At 60.4% G+C, this 18,420-nt stretch carries 17 protein-coding genes; 4 read left to right on the top strand and 13 right to left on the bottom strand.

All coding sequences use genetic code 11. The features are described from left to right. Nucleotides 1-96: 96 nt before the first annotated feature. Together DVK00_RS12975 and DVK00_RS12980 are read left to right on the top strand one after the other, a co-directional pair. Nucleotides 97-1,341, top strand: coding sequence for an NAD-binding protein (locus DVK00_RS12975; protein WP_101351760.1), 1,245 nt, complete (start codon nt 97-99; stop codon nt 1,339-1,341). 102 nt (nt 1,342-1,443) lie between these two features. After that, on the top strand, nt 1,444-3,300 hold the full coding sequence (locus DVK00_RS12980; RefSeq protein ID WP_121577821.1) for a BCCT family transporter: 1,857 nt from the start codon (nt 1,444-1,446) through the stop codon (nt 3,298-3,300). Nucleotides 3,301-3,320: 20 nt separating this feature from the next. Here the strand turns inward: DVK00_RS12980 and DVK00_RS12985 are convergent, their stop codons facing one another. Next, nucleotides 3,321-3,893, bottom strand: a complete 573-nt coding sequence (locus DVK00_RS12985; RefSeq protein ID WP_101351762.1) for an aminodeoxychorismate/anthranilate synthase component II — start codon at nt 3,891-3,893, stop codon at nt 3,321-3,323. Then, complete coding sequence (gene pabB / locus DVK00_RS12990; RefSeq protein ID WP_121577822.1) at nt 3,890-5,401, bottom strand: aminodeoxychorismate synthase, component I; 1,512 nt, start codon at nt 5,399-5,401, stop codon at nt 3,890-3,892. The genes DVK00_RS12985 and pabB overlap by 4 nt, the downstream gene beginning before the upstream one ends. Nucleotides 5,402-5,716: 315 nt before the next feature. Between pabB and DVK00_RS12995 the strand changes: the two genes are divergently transcribed. Next, nucleotides 5,717-6,610: a bifunctional methylenetetrahydrofolate dehydrogenase/methenyltetrahydrofolate cyclohydrolase gene (locus DVK00_RS12995; protein WP_101351764.1), complete on the top strand. Its 894-nt coding sequence runs from the start codon at nt 5,717-5,719 to the stop codon at nt 6,608-6,610. A 36-nt stretch (nt 6,611-6,646) separates the two neighbouring features. Here DVK00_RS12995 and DVK00_RS13000 read toward each other — a convergent pair whose 3' ends face one another. Further along, nucleotides 6,647-6,847 carry a hypothetical protein gene (locus DVK00_RS13000; protein WP_121577823.1) on the bottom strand — a complete coding sequence of 67 codons (201 nt, stop codon included), beginning with the start codon at nt 6,845-6,847 and terminating at the stop codon, nt 6,647-6,649. A gap of 151 nt (nt 6,848-6,998) precedes the next feature. Here DVK00_RS13000 and epsC point away from each other — a divergent pair, with 151 nt between their 5' ends. Then, nucleotides 6,999-7,862: a serine O-acetyltransferase EpsC gene (epsC, locus tag DVK00_RS13005; RefSeq protein ID WP_101351766.1), complete on the top strand. Its 864-nt coding sequence runs from the start codon at nt 6,999-7,001 to the stop codon at nt 7,860-7,862. Nucleotides 7,863-8,052: 190 nt separating this feature from the next. Here the strand turns inward: epsC and DVK00_RS13010 are convergent, their stop codons facing one another. From DVK00_RS13010 to DVK00_RS13055, 10 genes are all read right to left on the bottom strand, one after another. Further along, nucleotides 8,053-9,357: a dicarboxylate/amino acid:cation symporter gene (locus tag DVK00_RS13010; RefSeq protein WP_121577824.1), complete on the bottom strand. Its 1,305-nt coding sequence runs from the start codon at nt 9,355-9,357 to the stop codon at nt 8,053-8,055. Between the two features lie 301 nt (nt 9,358-9,658). After that, on the bottom strand, nt 9,659-10,591 hold the full coding sequence (locus DVK00_RS13015) for a DMT family transporter (RefSeq protein WP_101351768.1): 933 nt from the start codon (nt 10,589-10,591) through the stop codon (nt 9,659-9,661). A 330-nt stretch (nt 10,592-10,921) separates the two neighbouring features. Further along, nucleotides 10,922-11,560: an HAD family phosphatase gene (locus DVK00_RS13020; RefSeq protein ID WP_121537013.1), complete on the bottom strand. Its 639-nt coding sequence runs from the start codon at nt 11,558-11,560 to the stop codon at nt 10,922-10,924. A gap of 1 nt (nt 11,561) precedes the next feature. Then, nucleotides 11,562-11,936 (bottom strand): Rid family detoxifying hydrolase, encoded by a 375-nt coding sequence (locus DVK00_RS13025; protein ID WP_101351770.1) that lies wholly within the window; start codon nt 11,934-11,936, stop codon nt 11,562-11,564. Nucleotides 11,937-11,941: 5 nt separating this feature from the next. Continuing rightward, nucleotides 11,942-12,784, bottom strand: a complete 843-nt coding sequence (locus DVK00_RS13030) for an SDR family NAD(P)-dependent oxidoreductase (protein WP_101351771.1) — start codon at nt 12,782-12,784, stop codon at nt 11,942-11,944. A 49-nt stretch (nt 12,785-12,833) separates the two neighbouring features. Then, nucleotides 12,834-14,003, bottom strand: a complete 1,170-nt coding sequence (locus tag DVK00_RS13035) for a mandelate racemase/muconate lactonizing enzyme family protein (RefSeq protein ID WP_121577825.1) — start codon at nt 14,001-14,003, stop codon at nt 12,834-12,836. Nucleotides 14,004-14,047: 44 nt separating this feature from the next. Beyond that, a complete protein-coding gene (locus DVK00_RS13040) occupies nt 14,048-15,199 on the bottom strand; it encodes a hypothetical protein (protein ID WP_121577826.1) in 1,152 nt (383 codons plus the stop codon). A gap of 40 nt (nt 15,200-15,239) precedes the next feature. Further along, the gene (locus DVK00_RS13045) at nt 15,240-16,085 is read right to left on the bottom strand and encodes a carbohydrate ABC transporter permease (RefSeq protein ID WP_101351774.1); all 846 of its coding nucleotides are present in this window, start codon (nt 16,083-16,085) and stop codon (nt 15,240-15,242) included. Continuing rightward, nucleotides 16,082-17,020: a carbohydrate ABC transporter permease gene (locus DVK00_RS13050; RefSeq protein WP_101351775.1), complete on the bottom strand. Its 939-nt coding sequence runs from the start codon at nt 17,018-17,020 to the stop codon at nt 16,082-16,084. The genes DVK00_RS13045 and DVK00_RS13050 overlap by 4 nt, the downstream gene beginning before the upstream one ends. 9 nt (nt 17,021-17,029) lie before the next feature. Continuing rightward, on the bottom strand, nt 17,030-18,388 hold the full coding sequence (locus DVK00_RS13055) for a sugar ABC transporter substrate-binding protein (RefSeq protein WP_101351776.1): 1,359 nt from the start codon (nt 18,386-18,388) through the stop codon (nt 17,030-17,032). Nucleotides 18,389-18,420 lie beyond the last annotated feature (32 nt).

Below are 18,420 nucleotides of genomic sequence, written 5' to 3' on the forward strand. Positions count from 1 at the left end.
ATCGACGCATTGACACCATCGTACGGAGCCCATTGCCTTGAGTTCGGTGTCCACTCGCCGCGTGTTTTTTATGTCGACTCCGAGAACACTGTGACAATGGATAACGTCCCAGAAGACTCGTCGGACCGGACACTTGAGGACGTGTTCTATCCGGCCGACAGGGTTCCGTTCGTCGAATGGGACGAGCTATCTGGTGCGAAGCCGACGGTCGTCCTGACCGGCATGGTTGCGCTCCTCGCGTTCGTGACCGGGCTTTCGAATCTCAGTCGGGCGTCGCTTGCGATGCATGGTCCACTGAGCACAGTCGCCACCCTTCCGTTACCCGCCGTCCGGTTCGGCGGCGTGTTGTTCGCGTTCCTACTCGGCATCCTGACAGTCGGACTCCAGCGGCGCAAACGGCTTGCCTGGCGTGTGGCAGCTGTCGTGCTTCTCGGGCTGGCGTTCTTGCCGCTTGCCACGTTTCAGCCCACGGACATCCCCCTGCTGGTGATGACGCTGGTCACGTACCCGCTGTTACTCCGAAACCGACACCGGTTCGACCAGCCGCTCGACCTCTCGCCGATTCAGATTGCGTCGCTGTCAGCGATTTTCGGGGTCATTCTCTACGGAACTGTGGGCGCTTACGGGCTACGGGGCCAGTTTCTCGAACTCGACAGTTGGGGGGACGCCGTCTACTACGTCATCGTCACCATCGCGACGGTCGGCTACGGCGACATCACCCCCGTAACGGCGGAGGCACGGTGGTTCTCGCTCTCGATCATTCTGTTCGGGACCGGCGCGTTCACCGTCGCCGTGGGCGCGCTCATCGGGCCAGCTATCGAATCACGAATGGCGACAGCGTTCGGAGTCATGACCGCATCAGAACTCACACTCCTCGAGGACCACGTTGTGGTTCTCGGACACGGAGACGTTACGGCATCGCTGCTCAAGGAACTGGGCGACGAAACTGAGGTGGTCGTTGTTACGCCCGACGAGGACACGGTCGCGTCGCTGCAGGGCGAAGGTGTGAACCTGCTCACCGGCGACCCCACCGACGAGGCTGTTCTCAGAGATGCCCGCGTCGGAACTGCAAGTGGTGTTGTGGTGGGGAGCAACGACGACGCACGCGATGTACTGGCCGTCATCGCGACGAAGAACGTCAATCCGGACATCCGTACGGTCGCAGCGGCGACTGACCAGAAGCACGTCGAAAAGTTCCGCGCCGTCGGCGCTGACGAGGTTATCAATCCCCGTTCCATCGGCGGACGGCTTCTTGGACAGTCGGTGCTGGGCCGCGGGTCAACGGACTCGTTGCTGACCAGCATCGGGACCGACGACAGCGACCCTGCCAACTCCGAGTGACCCGGCCACCACTCCAGCGACGATAGTCTCGACCGGTACGGTCGACAGCTTCGACAGCGTTCTGGGATAGTAATATATGTTTTCGATACTGAATATCGAGGCATGGCCACCTCGGACGCAAGTGGCATTGCGGAGATAGTCGGCCGGCTACTGATCCCACTGTGTGCCGCGTCTGGGGCGCTCGTGCTTGCGGGCTTCTTTTTTCCGACGCTCGTCGGCGAAGCCGTGACCGGCCCGGTCTGGTTGACCGTCGCCCTCGTGTTTTTCACCTCGGGGCTGTGTTACATTGCGCTGCTCCCGTACTCCGAAGACACGACTGCGCCAGCCGCAGCCGATGTTTTCCTGCGTGTCCGACAGACCGACGTCCGGCAGGCTGTCCGGGGATTTCTCACCCAGCACGAACCAGCCATCCTCGCGTTCCCGGTGCTCGTGTTCGCCGCGTTCTTCGGGCTTCAGGTCGCATTCCCCGCACGGACGACAGGTGCTGTTGATGCTGCTGCGGCCACAGCCCTTCGCGGCGGCGGCCCACTGTTTCTCGCTGCCGTCTTTCTCTCCGTCTGTTACTGCCTGTTCCTGCTGTTGGGGCCTTGGGGCGATATCAAACTCGGCGGTCCGGAGACGGAGCCGAGTTACACCTATCCGACCTATTTCACGCTCGTGTTTACGGCCGGCATCGCGGCCGGACTGGTGTTCTGGGGGCCGACGGAGGCACTGTTTCACTTCACCCAACCGCCGCCGTACATCGGGGCCGCCGCCGGGTCGCAGGACGCTATCAACGGTGCGCTGGTGTACACCCTCTTTCACTGGGGCGTCTCGGCCTGGAGCGCGTACGCCGTCATCGGCGTTCCGATAGCGTACTTCGCGTTCACGCGAGGCGCGCCGCTCCGGGTCTCGACAGTCTTGGCACCGGTGCTGGGAACTGAGGGGCTGGATTCGGTCTGGACCAAACTGGTCGATACGCTGGCTGTCTTTGCCACTATCGGCGGCATCGCCACCTCCGTCGCACTCGTGAGCGAGCAGTTCCTCGCTGGCATCAATTACCAGTGGGGTGTGGCGGCCGGCGAGGTCGGACCGGTCCTGTTCGTCGGCGGACTGACGCTGATATTCGTCGTCTCCAGTGCGACCGGGATTCACCGCGGCATCCGTCGGATTGCCGGCCTCAACGTTGTCTTGTTCGGTCTGTTCACGCTCCTCATCGTCGCTGTGGGGCCACGGTCGTTCGTCCTCCAACGAGGGACACAGGCACTCGGCACCTACATCGTGGAGTTTGTTCCGCTGAGTCTCCACACCGGTGGAGCGTGGGTCGCGGAGTGGACTGTCTGGAACTGGTCGTGGTGGTTCTCCTGGGCTCCGTTTGCGGGGCTGTTCGTGGCCGCCCTCTCCCGCGGTCGACGGGTCAGGACTGTCGTGTTCACCAGCGTCGTCGCGACCTCGGTGGCGACGATGGTCTGGTTCCTGCTGCTCGGTGGCACATCCCTGTTCATCCAGCAAACGGGTCGGGCCGATATTCTCGCCGCTATCGCACAGCGCGGGGGTTCAGAAGCCGTCGCTGGATTCCCGCTGTTGTCCTCGCTGCCGCTGGGTCTGCTCCTGCTGTTTCTGTTTCTCGCGCTCATCATCGTGTTCATGGCCACATCAGCGGACACCTCGACACTCGTCGTCTCAGTACTGGCGACGCGACGGGGCGTGGCACCGTCAACGACGCATATCGTCTTCTGGGGGGTTTTCCAGGGAGCGGTCGCCGTTTCGGTGTTGCTTCTCGGTGGCGCTGAGACGTTACAGGCGCTGGCTGTTCTAACCGGCGGTCCGTTCGCCGTCATTTCACTCGTGGCAGCCGGCGGGCTGACTGTGACCTGGCTTCGAGACGAGCGTGGCCACACGTCACTCCTCAGACGTGCCGTCAGGAAACTGCCTGATATTCAGACCCATCACGACGTGGACCCGCCCGAAGAGAAGTAGGCCCTACTCCCGCCGTGTGGTCACCCCTCAGCGATCCCCGTACAGAAGTTCTCAACCAGCTGTTTCCCCGCGTCGGTGAGGATACTTTCGGGGTGGAACTGAACGCCGATGTGTGGCTTCTCAGTGTGCTGGACGCCCATCACGACCCCCTGTTCGTCGTTAGTGTGAGCCGTCTCCTCGAGCGTATCCGGCAGCGCAGTAGTCTCGACGGCCAGCGAGTGATACCGCCCGACCTCGAACGGGTCGTCGACCCCGTCGTACAGCTCCGTCCCGTCGTGACGGACTTCGGAAGGTTTCCCGTGGACCACACTCGGTGCATGGCCGACGGGGGTTCCGTGGGCCGCACAGAGCGCCTGATGGCCAAGACAAACGCCTAGGGCCGGATACTCTGTCGCAGCGAAAACGTCGATTGACACGCCGGCCTCCGCTGGCGTCCCGGGACCGGGAGAGACGACGATTCCGTCCGGGTCGAGTTCGTGAATGCCGTCCACGTCGATAGCGTCGTTCCGGCGGACGGTTACCTCGTCGAACTCGCCGACGTACTGGACCAGATTGTAGGCGAACGAGTCGTAGTTATCTATGATGAGTATCATCGCATCTTCTCCATCGGCTCGGTCCCGGACTCGACCGCAAAGGACCCCTGCTCGCCCAGCGCTTCGTCGACGGCGGTGACGAGCGCCCGGGCCTTGTCCAGCGTTTCTTGATACTCCGCCTCCGGCTCCGAGTCGTGTACGATACCGCTCCCAACGCGGAGCCGGTACTCGCCGTCGTAATGGACCAGTGTCCTGATGGTGATGTTCAGTGTCGCGCGGTCGTCGAAGCCGAACACCCCAATACTGCCGGTGTATGGCCCCCGTCGGGTCTGTTCCACCTCATCGATAATCTCCATCGTCCGCGGCTTCGGCGCGCCGGTGATGGTTCCGCCGGGGAACACCGCAGCGACCGCGTCGGCGATACTTACGCTGTCGCGCAGTTCCCCTTCGATGAGAGACACGAGGTGCATCACCTCCGAATAGCGGTCGACGCGGCGGTACTCGGCGACGTCCACGGTTCCGTACTCGCTGACCTTCCCGAGGTCGTTGCGTTCGAGGTCGACCAACATCGCGTGTTCGGCCCGCTCCTTCTCGTCACTGCAGAGGTCCGCCTCGAGTTCCTCATCTTCAGCCGGCGTCGCGCCGCGAGGGCGCGTCCCTGCAATCGGCTCCGTGAGCAGCCGGTCGCCGTCGACGTCAAGCAACAGCTCCGGGCTGGCGCTGACGAGGTCGACTCCGGGGAATTCAAGCAGGGCCGAATACGGGGCCGGATTCACCCGGCGGACGGCGTCGAAGGTATTGACCGGGTGGACGGCCGCCGGGGCGGTCAGCCGGTGTGAGACGTTTGTCTGGAACGTGTCGCCGTCCCTGACGTACTGTTTTATCTGCCGGACGCGGTCCGCAAACGCCGCTTCGCCGCACTCGCTCTCGAACGTGGCCTGACTTGCCGCAGTCGGCTGGGGCTGGACGTGCCCCTCGCCGTGAACGGCGGCCTCGGCCAGTTCGCGGACCAGCCCGCGGCCACGCTCGTACGCCGTCTCGGCCGACTCGTCGACGACGGGACAGGCCGTCAGGTACAGTTCGATCTCTCCGTCATGTGGCTCCTCCCACGCGGCGACACACTCGAAGACGCCCAACTGGAGCCGTGGGAGACCGTCTGATACAGTCGTCTCCGGGATATCTTCGAGCTCCCGTGCGACGTCGTACGACAGCCAGCCGAACGCGCCGCACGGATATGGAACCGTACAGTCGCCCCGCTCTAGGTGTTCGCGGTCGAGTAGCTCGTCGATGGCGTCGATGCTCGGACTGCTGCCGTCCTGTGCGGATGTCGCCCCTGCGGAGACCTCGATTTGCTCGACCGGGTCGACGCCGAAATACCCCCAGCCGGACTGCCCGCCGGTCGTTTCGAGATAGAACCCGTCTGTGGTCCCGCTGCGGGCGCGGCGATACGCCTCGAACGGATCGGTGACTGTGAGGCGAGCTTCGACCGGCACGCGAGCGCCGTCGGGGGCCCGTTCTGCAGTTTCGAGGAACGATTCTCTGTCGGTGCTGAACCGGATATCAGTCATAGTGCAGTTTCCCGAACGAGAGGCACATGCCTCCCGGTATGGTTGTCTAGACCAAGCATGGGTCAGGACAAAAACTTTCGGTCCCTTGCCCCTCCGGCCGATATGCTGTTGAATCGTCGACCGATTGTGGTTGGTCGCTGGACGAATAGCCGATGGTATTTCAACGGTTGGACTATTCCACATCACCCACTATACCCGCTGGGTTTGAGACGGATATCGAACGCTTGCCCGGTCTCCAGCTGCTGACTGACAGCAGCGATTCCACTCCCGAACACCTTCCCGGGAGATTCCGGGCTGAGAACGAACACAGCAATAATGACAACGATAATCGACGGTAACGAGATCGGTGACCAGATCACAGAGGGCGTGGCAGCGTGTGCTGACACGCTCGTCAGCGAGGGCGTCACACCGGGGCTGGCGACTGTGCTGATGAGCGACGACGGCGCGAGTGAGACGTACGTCTCGATGAAACAACAGGCCTGCGAGGAAATCGGCATCGAGGGGTTCCATCACGAAATCGGTCCGGCCGAACCGGCTGAGACACTGTTTGCGACTATCGACGAACTGAACGCGGACCCGGCTGTTCACGGAATCCTCGTCCAGATGCCGGTCCCCGACCACGTGCACAAGCGTGACGTGCTGGAGCGCATCGACCCGATGAAAGATGTCGACGGGTTCCACCCCGAAAATGTCGGCCGGCTCGTCGCAGGGAACGCACGATACAAGCCTTGCACGCCCCACGGAATACAGAAAATACTGGCCGAAACTGGCGTTGAGACGGCGGGGAAAGACGCTGTCGTCGTCGGCCGCTCAGACATCGTCGGCAAACCGATGGCGAACCTGCTCATCCAGTACGGACCGGGCGGCAACGCGACGACGACCGTGTGTCACTCACGGACCGACGCTCTCGCCGAAAAGACTCGCAACGCCGACATCGTGATCGCCGCCGCCGGCGTTCCAGAAATGATAGACGGAGCGATGCTCTCGGAGGGCACGACAGTCATCGATGTCGGTATCAATCGGGTTGATGCTGACACGGACAAGGGATACAAACTTGTCGGGGACGTAGACTTCGAGAGCGCCAAAGCGAAGGCGGACGCCATCACGCCGGTCCCCGGTGGGGTCGGCCCGCTCACCATTGCGATGTTGATGTACAATACAGTGAAAGCAGCTAGCCTCCAGTCCGGCGTCGATATTACACTCCCGTAGGACAGATGTCCATCTACAGGGTGTCCGCGTGGGCTGTTACACTGTCTCGACTTCGCCACATTCCGGGCACGTAATCAGGAGTTCACCGGCCGGGCTCTGCCCTCCTTCGATGGCGTTGTGGCCACTGGCACACTGTTCGTGCATGTACACTTCGTGGCTGTCGTGCTCACGCAGCCAGATATGGCCTTCTTCGGGTGCTGATACGATGCCATGACAGAAGTAGCACTCGCCGTTCATACAGAGTCGATGATAAGCCAGTATCAAATAGTTACCTCTCAGTCTGGGATTCTGGTTAGTTCTGGTGTTACTGCGCAAGCGAGAACACAACATGTATGAGAAAAGATAGCTGTTGTTTCAAGATTAAGGTGGTTCAGGGCAACAACTCGATATGGACTACTGTTACACGGGCGACGCGCACGAGAAACTGTTCGCAGCGTATCGGGCAGATGAAGACCCGTTCCCGACCCAGACACAGATGGAGTTCCCGCGACGGGAACACCGAAGGCCGGAAGTCGACATCCTCAAACGACTATTCTTCCCGACCTGCTGGAACGCCGCTGAACTGGTCCGGGACGAACTCGCCGTTCTGGACCGACTCGACACCCTGGGCGGTCTCTTCTTTGCCGGTATCAGACCGTACTCCGGATCGGACCCCGCTGAAACAGTCGATGCCGTCATCGAGCAACTCCCGGCGGTTCGCAGGCGACTCAAAAAAGACGTCGAGGCCGCGTTCAAAGGCGACCCGGCGGCGAAGACGTACATGGAGATAATCCGGTCCTATCCGGGCTTCATGGCGATACTCGTACAACGGGTCGCACATACCCTCTACGAGGCCGAGGCCTCCGAGTACGCTCGCGAACTCACCGAATACGCCAAGACTGAGACCGGCATCGACATCCACCCCGGCGCCGAGATCGGCGATCACTTCTTCATCGATCACGGAACCGGCGTCGTTATCGGTGAAACCACCACCGTGGGGGAGTGGGTCCGCCTCTATCAGGACGTGACGCTTGGCGCACTCCACTTCGAAGCAGACGAGAGCGACGAACACAGATTAAAGAAGGGATACAAACGACACCCGGACATCGGCGACCACGTCGTCATCGGCGCTGGCACGAAAGTACTGGGCGCTATTACTGTTGGTGACCACGTCAGCATCGGGGCGAACTCCTGGGTCACTGACGACGTTCCGGACGAGACGAAAGTGTACGTCACAGACCACCCGACGCAGGAACGGAAACGAACAAAGTAAACTGCAACTGTTACGACGTGGTTTCCGAGACTGCGGTGATACTACGAATCGGTCCGACAAACGCTTCTGAAATGCGTATCCGGCCCGAGCAACGCTCATACTGCTGTTGTCAGTCCAGTCGCGGGGCGTATAGATTAGAATAACAACTGTACCAGCATTAGGTTCTGTTTCAATCGCTCTCCCCGGAGCCCTAATCGTCGCCGGGAACGAACTCAGCGACGCCGCTCAGGTTTTGTGACCAGACGCCCTCACCACGGTCGAGTCCGTCGTTCCACTTCCCCACAACGGTCGAAATCGCGAGGTCGCCGGTGACGTTGTTCATCGTCGCAATCCGCCCCAGGATTGGGTCCACGCCGGCGACGAACCCAACGACCTCCAGCGGGAGGCCAACCTGTGTGAGAATTACAGTGAGCATGACAATGCCTGCTCCCGGAACGCCAGCGGTTCCGATACTGATGAGGACAGCCACTATCAAGACAAAGACCTGTTCAGTAAGTACCAGTGGCTGTCCGACGACGTTTGCAGCGAACATCACGGTGATTGCCTGTCGGATGGCGGCCCCATCCATATTCGCCGTTGCACCGACTGGAAGCGTAAACGAATACACCCGCTCGGCGATCTGCAGGTCTTCGTCCGCATTACGCATCGTGACAGGGAGCGTTCCACTCGACGACCGAGTTGCGAATGCGGTCACCATCGCGTCTCTTGCCCCGCTGAGGAACGCGATCGGGGAGACATCTGCGACCACGCCCATCAAGAAAACGAGATAGGTGAAGCCGATATGAATGACGATTGCGATTGTGACTGCCAACACGAGCTCGCCCAGCGAAGAAAACAGGCCGATGCCTTCAGTGCCGATTCCGGACGCCATCAGCGCGAATACGCCGAGTACGCCGAATTCGAGCACCCCTCGAACGATGACGAACATCGCTTCAGCACCCACTTCAAAGGCCTCGAACACTGAATCGACACGCTCTGCGAGCGCGTCTTGCTGGGAGCGGACGTACGTCAGCGCGATTCCGAACACGATGACGAAGAAAACCGTCGCCAGCAAATTCCCCTCTGCGAGCGCCGCAACGGGATTGTTCGGCACGATACCGAGAATCACATCCAGCAGTGACGGCGGCGCTTTCGATTGCGCTTCACCGCCGCCGAACTCGACCCCACGGCCCGGCTGAAGCACGTTTGCAACCGCAAGGCCAATGATGCCTGCGAGGGTCGTCGTCAGGGCGTAGAGCGCGACTGTCGCACCACCAATCTTCCCAAGTTTCGCGGGGGAGAGCTGGCGAATGCCGGTCAGCAGTGTGAAGACGATAATCGGGATGACCAGCATATTGAGCAGCCGCAGGAAGAGGTCGCCCACTGGTCTGACTACGGCCATCTGTTCCCCGAACGCGATACCGGCACCTGTTCCCACCACGAAAGCGACGAAGATGCGCCAGATGAGCGGGATGGATCGATACCGGCTCCACAGTGTCCGAGCGGATCGTATCATATCATACGGCAACGGGCGATCTTATAAAAACCCGTCAGCATCGCCAGTATGTGCAACCGGCTATGATGCGGTCTTCGCTTAGAACATTCCGTTTACAGGCATGTTTATCGGCAAACGGCAAGTGCTACTGCTGAATCGCTGAAAAGATAGCAGAATACCGATTGTAGTTCGCTTGTTTTCAGAAGTGCGACGCCGCTGCCACTCCTGTCTGACGGCCATACTTACCGTTTTCCGCTTCGCTGTCGATTTTCTCGATCCAGCAGTATGGCCCAGTCAGTGCTGTTCAGCAGACTGGTCTCGGTCAGTCGGCCGGTCGACTGGTTTTCGGCTCGACGACCCGACGAAGCTCCGCTCGCAACGCCGTCCACTTTGCCGCAATGAATCCCATGAGGATGCACGCAAATCCGCCGACGGTAGCGAGCGTGACCTGCTGGTCGAGCACGATCCAGCCGGCAAGCGCAGCAAACAGCGGAATGACGTATTCGATGAAACTCATCTCGATAGGACCCAGCTGGTCGAGTAAGCGGAAGTACAGCAGGAAGCCACCGATGCCAGCGACAACAGCCAAATACAACAGCGCTGCGAATGCGGACGGCGTCCACGATGCGTCTGCAAACGACTGCCCGGGAAGCGCGAGCACGGTGACATGGAGGACAACGGCCCCGATAGCCATCAACCACGCCTGCGTGGCCAGAAATGACATCGACGGGCTGGTGTCGTGCGTGACGACGGCCGGGATGGCAAACGCCAGCGCCGACGCGAACACGAGTGCGATTCCGATAGTGCTGCTGAGAAGATTCGCCGGGTCAGGGTCAGCGATGACGATGACGCCGACGAACCCAAGTACTACCCCGACACCGGTATTTGCGGTGAACGTGTCATCGCTGGACGCGAGCTTCGTCAACGCGGGGGTCACGACGGGAACGAGGCCGAGCAGCACGGCAGCGACAGCCCCGGTGACGTACTGTTGCCCGGTAAACAGGAATACGTGATGTATTCCGATCATAAGTGTTCCGCCAGCGAGGACGTACACGTAGTCGTCGCGGGTCTGTGGCCGTTCGAGGGACCCTGTGACAGCCAACGCGGCAAACAGGAGAACGGAGGCGATGTCGAAGCGTGCGGCAGCGAAGGGTACCGGCGGCAGGTCGGCGAGGCCGACGTCTGTCGCCATGAAGGCGGTGCCCCAGATCGCAGCCAGAAGGAGAAAGCAACCGGTCGTTCGATAGCGACTCATTCGACTGTCGGTCACCACCCGACGGTAAAAGGACCGTCGAAACCCGTTCCAAATTGCTAGATGTTGGCACTGCGACAGCGAACACCTGACGCGATGTTACTGGTTGGGTGGCATCTGCCCGGAGCCGGCTGATTGAGTCACGTCCCACAGTGAGTAACGTCGACAGCGGTCCGATTTTACGCCGAACCCGATTTGTTCTTTTGAATGAGGCTCTGGCTGTGTACTATGCCCTATGGAACGGCATACTGCAGCTGCAGAATCAAATATTGTAAAATTGAATCCAGAATATGAATATTTGGAGATAAACATCTCTCACAGGAGGGTATAAGCCTACACGCTAGGAATATGCCTCTGTGCCGTATTCATATCCGAGTCTTCGATGACTGTATCCGCTGCGTCGATTGCTGTTTCGGGAACGCGTTCGTCGGGGTCGAACAACACCGCGGTATCTGCCTCGACGAATGCCTCAGTATCGGTGTGGGAATCGCCGATATAGGTGATCGACGTGGGTTTTTGCTTGGTTCGAATCTCTCTCAATAATTCTCCTTTCTGAGTGGGTCCGACACCGACGTCGATACCCGAAATCCGGTTATCCTCGAATCGAAGCCAGTTTCCACGAATAAACGCCGGGTCATATGGTTCGAACCGTGTCGCAAGGTTTGCGACGCCAGCACTGAGGATTCCAAACCCGAAATCCGTTTGCTGGAGGTGTTTGAGGAGGTCGACAGCACCCGCTTTCGGCTTAACTGCCCGGGTCGCGCGCTCGATGTCCGACCTGGTGACATCGTTCGCACGCCACACATCGACCGCTCCTCGACACCACTCTGCAAACGTAATCTCTCCGGCCTCGAACCGGTCTATCAGCGCCTCGGCCTCGGATGTCGTTCCATAGAGGGTGTGCAATAGCTCGAACCCACCGCGCTGCCGAGTGAGCGTCCCATCGAGGTCGAACACTACCAGATGCGACATACTACCGTTCTGCAATAACCTCTATTTCGACGTCGATATCCACTGGCAATTTAACGACCTCCACGGCACTGCGAGCGGGATAGGGTGGTGACATGAGCTCACCGTACACCTCGTTCACCTCGTCGTAGTACCGCATATCCTTCACGAATACCGTCGCTTTCACGACATCGTCGAGCGACGCGCCACCGGCCTGTAGCACCGCCGCGACGTTCTGGAGTGTGCGTCGTGTCTGTTCGCCGGGCGTGCCCTGGATTACCTCGCCAGTGTCCGGGTCGACTGGGCCCTGTCCGGAAACGTAAATGCGGTCGCCGCTAGCGATTCCCTGTGAATACGGGCCGATACTCTCGGGTGCGTCGTCAGTTGTTAGTTCTTCCATGGCTGTTACTTAGCTGTCGGCTGGTCGTCCGCGTCGTAGATCTCATTTATGAATGATGTCGGCAGGCTCGTCGTCAATCCGCCGTCAAGCACCAGATTCTCACCGGTAACGAAACTCGACATCTCGGAGGCGAGGAACAGGCTCGCATCAGCGACCTCCCTCGGTGTGCCGAACCGACCGAGCGGATACTGGTCGAGCCAGCGCTCCCGTGCGCTCGTCTCTCCGGTCCGTTCCTCTGTGTTTGCCATCTCTGCCCGCCTGTTCGCCGTTTCGATGGTCGCCGCTGAAATAACGTTCGAGCGGACCCCGTGCTGGCCGTAATGGGCGGCGATGTTTCGGGAAAGCGCCAGCAGTCCGCTTTTCGCCTCTGAGTAGCCCGAGAGCCCGATACCGAACAGGCCGTTGACCGAGCCCATGTGGATTATCGACCCGCCGCCAGCGGCGACCATCGCCGGCAGTACCGCTTTGCTCAGGATGAACTGGCTCTTCAGGTTCAGGTCGACCATCGACTCGAAGGTCTCCTCGTCACACCGGTGCAACAGATTGGCGGACTCGTCTGCGCCGCCAGCGTTGTTCACAAGAACGCGAACGTCCCCGAATTCCTCGATGGTCGTGTCGACGAGGTCCCGCACTGCCCCCCGGTCTGTGACGTCACACTCGACCGGAACAACGCGGCCCTCGTGTGTGTCGGTGAGGTCCGTTGCAACCGTTTCAACGTCCTCGTAGGTGCGCGAGCAGACGACGACATTGCCACCCGCTTCGGCGAATCGAGCCGCGATCTCGCGCCCGATACCCCGCGACGCGCCGGTCACAATGGCCGGTCGGTCCGCTAGTGATAACTCTACCATGACATGAACTCCCACGTAACCTGTCCTCTTGAATGTTGCTCTTGTCCGCTCATGTAATTCGATACTCCTCGACGGCGGCCATATCCACAGTGATACCGAGGCCAGGACCATCCGGGGCTGGGAGGCAGCCATCGCTGACGCTGAACGGAGCCTTGATGACATCTGCCTCCCAGCCGTAATACGTCGAATCCGGGGGCAGTGAAAAGCCCGGGATACCGGTGAACGCGTGAAGGATCGCCGCAGTCCGAATCCCCAGGTCGAACGCACAGTGGTGCGTGAAGGGGACTCCAGCGTCTTCGAGGATTGCTGCCTGTTGTCGAATCCCGCTGATACCGCCAGCCGGAGTCAGGTCGATAACGCCGACATCCATCGCGCCAGTCTCCACGAGCGACTGCAGATTATGCGAGATATAGGTGTCCTCGTTCGGCGCGATCGGCTGGCGGAGTCGTTGCCGGAGCCGAGCTAGTGACGTGTGTGCATCGACCCGAATCGGTTGTTCCATGTACTGCAGGTAGATTCCCGTATCCTCAAGCATCGCGCCGACTCGAACTGCCTGGTCGAGCGTCCAGCCCTGATTCGGGTCGAGTCGGAACTCCAGTTGCCCGTTGACTTCGTCATGCATCGCTTTGATTCGCTCGACATCCTGTCGCCAGTCCCGCCCCGCCTTTGTTTTGAGAACCGTGAAGCCAGCTTCGAGCGCTTCTCGTGCCTTGATACGGGACTCCTCGGGCGAGAGGATGCCGAGGCAGAACGCGACGGGGACGTCAGCGGGTGCAGGACTGTTGCCGTCGACGCTCTGCCGGTGTTGCTGAGTACCCTGTGTCGGTGCTGTCCACCCCCCGAGCAGTTCATACACCGGTCTATCGAGGGCTTTGCCGACAATGTCCCAGCAGGCTGTTTCGACCGCCGCAAAGAACATATCCACGTTCGTGTACTCGACGAACACCTGTCGACGGAGTCGCTCGATCTCGAACGGCGACTGGCCCTCAATCATCGGTCCGACGCCGTCTTCGATAATCGACTCGGTGGCCGCCGGTGACAGGAAGACACGCATTTCACCCCAGCCGCTAATCCCTTCGTTCGTGTCGACACGGACGAGGACGCGCTCCATCGAGTGTAGTTTCCCGTGATTTGTCACGTACGGCCCGATTCCGAGATGCTCATCCAAGTCGGCCAACGGTACATCTACAGTGACCGCTGACACGCCGGTTATCTCCATGCACTCCAGTCGTTCGGGAACCGATATCAAAGTACCGCTTGCCCCTATCCGCGCGCCGCCTCGACAGCGGTTCCGACCCACTCCAGTGACTGCTCCGGAAGCAGTCCGTAGTTATAGAACGAGAGCCGCGGCACTCCCTTCGAGTCGAGGGTCTCCACGATATCGACCACGGTATCCTCGTCGTCGATGGCCGGGTGGCCCGGCAGGAGACCGACGTGGAGTGGCACGTCATCGATTACTGTCTCAACGGCGTTGTACGCCTCTATGACTGCGTCAGCTGTGGATTCGTAGGCCGGCAGACAGTAGTAATCGACGTGGTTCGAGAGCGCTTGCAGGTCGGCCCCGACGATCCACTCGCGGCCGGGTTCCGGTGCGCCGACGTAGTAGCCAAGCGGTGTCGTTCCCGCGGCGTCAGCCAGCGTGGTGTACAGCGATGCCAGCGTCCGTTCGCGGACATCGACGTACGCGGCGACGGTGCTGTGGTCCGCGAGCCACTCCTCCGGTGGATGCTCGTGTGACACGTCGCCGGCGACGATATCGTCCAGCGCGTCGGCTACCGTCTCGCGCGCTCGTTCAGTATCGACGCCCTCGGCCGTCGCATTCTCCTGACACTGTGGACAGAAACACAACCCAAGCAGGAACTCGCCGAGTGTGCCCAGTTGCGCGTGGATCTTCTGGTGATGCCAGCCGAAACCCGTTCCGTAGAAGTAATCGAACGTTTCCAGTTCGATACGAGCGAACTCATCGCGGGACGCCAGATCCGAAACCAGCGCCGAGAGATACGTCTGGACCGCGGGCTGGGAGGGACACAGGCCGAAGATCAGGTCGTCACCGTGTGCAGATTCCAGCGTGTATTCGGGGTTGGCCATCCCGAGCCGGGAGTTGTGGCAGCCGACTGTCCAGGAATTGAGCGTCAGGTCAGACAAACCGGCGGCGATGTCCGCAACCCAGTCTCCGTCCATCCCTTCGTACGGAACCGGTTCGAGGTTCTCGTACTCTGAGCCGGGCTCGAAATACGAACTCGCCCGGGCAAACAGCGTCCGCCGCTCCGGACTGTGCGGCGTAAACGCCTGCACCGTGTGATAGTTCGTGGCGAGGTTCAGTTCGTCAATGCCGACGCCGCGCAGTCGTGTTTCCACTTCGGCTGGCCCTTCGTCCAGAAGGTCCCACGGGTAGGCCCACATCGCAAATTCCATACACGGACAACTATCGCGGCGATAATAAAAGTAGAGGCGGTTACTCCTTGACCGCGCCAGCCGTCATGCCAGCCACGATATACTCCTCCAGGAAGGCGAACAGAATCAAGAGCGGGATAATGCCGATGACAGACACAGTGAGCATCATCCGCCAGTCGGTCTGCAGCGCCCCGACCATGGAGAAGACCCCACGTGGGATGTTGTACTTCGCGCTGTCAGTGAGGAAGGTGAGCACGAACAGTAGCCGATTCCACGCATAGAGGAAGGTGTAGGTGACACTGGCGACCAGCGCCGGCTTCGTGAGCGGGAGCACAATCTTCGTCAGGATTTGTACCTGGCTCGCGCCGTCGATACGCGCAGATTCTTCGAGCGCGACGGGTATCGTCTTGAAATACCCGTACAGCATCCAGACGTTGAACGGTAGCGTGAATGCCGCTGCCGGGACGATTACAGCGAGATAGGTGTTGAACAGCCCCATCTGGGTAATAACGTCGAAGAGGCCGACGATCAACACGACCGGTGCGAACATCTGCACGACCAGCACGGAGAGGAGGAAGGTTCGCTTCCCGACGAAGTCGTTCCGGGCACACGAGTACGCGGCCGGTATCGCCAGCAGAAGCGTCAGCACGACCGTCCCCACGGAGATGATGAAGCTATTCCCGACCCAGAGCAACACGTCGGTCTGTGTCCAGACCTGCAGATAGGCCTGGAAGCTGGGATCGCTGGGGACCAGCGTCGCTGGCGCAGCGAATATCTCTGACTCCGGCTTGAGCGTACTCGAGAACATCGCGTAGAACGGCAACATCATGAGTCCGAGCAGTCCGATCAACACGCCGTACAGCCGGACTTTGCGGAGACTGCTCCGGTCGTGGCCTGCCATCGTCATAGCTCGTCACCTCCGCGCGTGTAGATGCGCAGGTAGATAATGGCGAAGACGAACAGGAACAGAAATCCGATGACACTGTAAGCGGCTCCGCGGCCGAGGTTCCCGTTCTGGAGGCCCACCTGATAAATGTGGATAACGAGCGTCGCCGTCGAACTGATCGGGCCCCCGCCGGTCATCGTCCAGATGACGTCGAAACTGACGAACGTCCATATCGTCGACAGCAGCGTGGCAATCAGGACGACGCTTTTCAGCTGTGGGAGCGTGATATACCGGAACTGATGCCACTTCTCGGCCCCGTCGATGGCGGCTGCCTCGTACAGCTCCTGCGGTATCGACTGCAGCCCCGCGAGGAAAATAATCGCCATAAACGGCGTCCCGATCCAGATATCAGCCACGACGACGCCGAGCCACGCGATGCTCGGGTTCCCGAGGATACCGATACCCTGTTCGACGACGCCGAGTTTCAGCAAGATCGCGTTGAGGTAGCCAAACTGCGGGTGCTCTATCCACCGGAACACCACGGCAGAGATCGCATAGGGAATGCCCCACGGAATGAGAAACGCCGTTCGGAAGAACTTCCGACCGCGAATGTCGCCCTTGAGGTGAACGGCGATAAGCAGTCCCAGCAGTGTCTTGCCCGCGACGCCGACGACGACCCAGCGCCCGGTCTGCCAGAGCAGGCGGTAGAAGATATCGCTGTTGAATATTTCGACGTAGTGCTGGAGCCCGACGAACGTCTCAATGTTCGAGTCAGCCGGCGACTGGTACAGCGATAGCCGAAACGTCTCGATAATCGGGTACCCCACGACGGCTAGCAGGAACACCGCTGCGGGAGCGATGAGGAGGTACGCGCGGCTGTTGCGCTGAACGTACGCCAACCCTCGTTCGAGCCGTGAGTCATCGGACGCCTCGGTGTATTCCTCTGCCAGACTCATCCCTGTCTGTCACTCCATAGCATCTTCGAGATCACTCTGGGCATCGTTGAGCGCCTTTTGCGGTGACTTCCGATCCGCCAGTGCTTCCTGAATGGCCTGGACCATCCGGTCGTTGAACTCGCTGAAATTACCGAGCTTCGGTCGGGCGCGGGCGTACTGCCCCGCCTCGACGAACGGTCCCCAGTTCTTCGACTCTGAGAAGTACGAGCGCTCGCCAACGGCCTCAACGACGGGAAGGAACCCTTTCTGCTTCGAGTACTGGAACCGCCGCTCCTCGTCGAAATAGAACCGAATCAGGTCCCGGGCGAGGTCCTTGTGCTCGCTCTGACTCAGGACGGCGAGCGTGTCGATAGTGAACAGGCTGTACCGGCCCTCTGGGCCACGCGGCACCTGCACGATACCGTAGTCGAAGTCGACATCACCGTTTTCTTTCGCGGAGGTGATGTTGAGTCCCGTGTACACGTGCCCGATAACCATCCCGAGGTCCCCGTTTTCGAACAGTTGCCGGATGTCCTGCCGAGTCGAGGAAAGCGGTGACGACTGAGTGACGCCGTGTTCGAGGTGGAGGTCGGTGTACAACGAGAGGGCGTCGACAGCGCCGCTTGAGTTTACGACGGGCATTCCGTCGTCGTTCACGAGGTCGGCGCCGTGTGACCAGTGGTAGTGGTAGTACTGCGACCCAGTTTCGATTGCGTCCGCCCCCGCAAGGCCCAGTGCTGGGACGCTCGCATCACTGTCGCGAATCTGCGTTGCGGCATCCAGCATATCCTGCCACGAATCGAGCGACGGGTCTTCGGGGTCGAGCCCAGCCGTCTCGAAGACGTCTTTGTTGTAGTACAGGCACTTGTTCGAGGCGGCCCACGGCACGCCGTAGTGGGAGCCGTTGTACATCGTCCCTTCGGCCACGCCGTCGTAGAACTGCTCACCGAACTCCCCGTCCATCATGTCGTCAAGCGGTTCGAGCGCGTCTTTCCCCACGAGCTGTGGGATCCAGCGCGCCGGCCAGCGACTGACATCGGGCGCTTCGCCGCCGTCGACACGGTTGTTCACGGTTTGCCGCGCGTTGTCCCACGTAACGCTTGTAAATTCCACGTCGACGTCATGCTCGTCCTCGAAGGCCGTGTTGTTCTCCTCGAAGAACTGCTTGATGTTGTCTCCGACGCCCATCGTGAGGAACTGCACGCTCTGCGTGCTGCCGCCGCTGCCGTCACCACCGCTTCCACTGTCACCATCACCGCTGTCACCGCCGCTCCCACCGTCACCGCTACACCCCGCGATGGCGATGGCACCGCCTGCGCCGAGTGCTTGAAGAAGTCGTCGACGGTCGATACTGTCCTCGACAGATCTGTCGTTGTTATCGGGCTGCATCATTAATGTCACCTATTTCCATGTACATAATT

The organism is Haloarcula sp. Atlit-47R (assembly GCF_003665985.1).
GTDB lineage: Archaea > Halobacteriota > Halobacteria > Halobacteriales > Haloarculaceae > Haloarcula > Haloarcula taiwanensis.

What these genes read in the sequence shown, in the direction of transcription:
- DVK00_RS12975 (WP_101351760.1), top strand. Translation starts at nt 97, where the DNA reads ATGGATAACGTCCCAGAAGACTCGTCGGACCGGACACTTGAGGACGTG.
- DVK00_RS13015 (WP_101351768.1), bottom strand. Translation starts at nt 10,591, where the DNA reads ATGAGTCGCTATCGAACGACCGGTTGCTTTCTCCTTCTGGCTGCGATC.
- DVK00_RS13000 (WP_121577823.1), bottom strand. Translation starts at nt 6,847, where the DNA reads ATGAACGGCGAGTGCTACTTCTGTCATGGCATCGTATCAGCACCCGAA.
- DVK00_RS13030 (WP_101351771.1), bottom strand. Translation starts at nt 12,784, where the DNA reads ATGGTAGAGTTATCACTAGCGGACCGACCGGCCATTGTGACCGGCGCG.
- DVK00_RS12980 (WP_121577821.1), top strand. Translation starts at nt 1,444, where the DNA reads ATGGCCACCTCGGACGCAAGTGGCATTGCGGAGATAGTCGGCCGGCTA.
- DVK00_RS13025 (WP_101351770.1), bottom strand. Translation starts at nt 11,936, where the DNA reads ATGGAAGAACTAACAACTGACGACGCACCCGAGAGTATCGGCCCGTAT.
- DVK00_RS13055 (WP_101351776.1), bottom strand. Translation starts at nt 18,388, where the DNA reads ATGCAGCCCGATAACAACGACAGATCTGTCGAGGACAGTATCGACCGT.
- epsC (WP_101351766.1), top strand. Translation starts at nt 6,999, where the DNA reads ATGGACTACTGTTACACGGGCGACGCGCACGAGAAACTGTTCGCAGCG.
- DVK00_RS13010 (WP_121577824.1), bottom strand. Translation starts at nt 9,357, where the DNA reads ATGATACGATCCGCTCGGACACTGTGGAGCCGGTATCGATCCATCCCG.
- DVK00_RS13040 (WP_121577826.1), bottom strand. Translation starts at nt 15,199, where the DNA reads ATGGAATTTGCGATGTGGGCCTACCCGTGGGACCTTCTGGACGAAGGG.
- DVK00_RS13035 (WP_121577825.1), bottom strand. Translation starts at nt 14,003, where the DNA reads ATGGAGATAACCGGCGTGTCAGCGGTCACTGTAGATGTACCGTTGGCC.
- DVK00_RS13045 (WP_101351774.1), bottom strand. Translation starts at nt 16,085, where the DNA reads ATGACGATGGCAGGCCACGACCGGAGCAGTCTCCGCAAAGTCCGGCTG.
- DVK00_RS12985 (WP_101351762.1), bottom strand. Translation starts at nt 3,893, where the DNA reads ATGATACTCATCATAGATAACTACGACTCGTTCGCCTACAATCTGGTC.
- DVK00_RS12995 (WP_101351764.1), top strand. Translation starts at nt 5,717, where the DNA reads ATGACAACGATAATCGACGGTAACGAGATCGGTGACCAGATCACAGAG.
- pabB (WP_121577822.1), bottom strand. Translation starts at nt 5,401, where the DNA reads ATGACTGATATCCGGTTCAGCACCGACAGAGAATCGTTCCTCGAAACT.
- DVK00_RS13020 (WP_121537013.1), bottom strand. Translation starts at nt 11,560, where the DNA reads ATGTCGCATCTGGTAGTGTTCGACCTCGATGGGACGCTCACTCGGCAG.
- DVK00_RS13050 (WP_101351775.1), bottom strand. Translation starts at nt 17,020, where the DNA reads ATGAGTCTGGCAGAGGAATACACCGAGGCGTCCGATGACTCACGGCTC.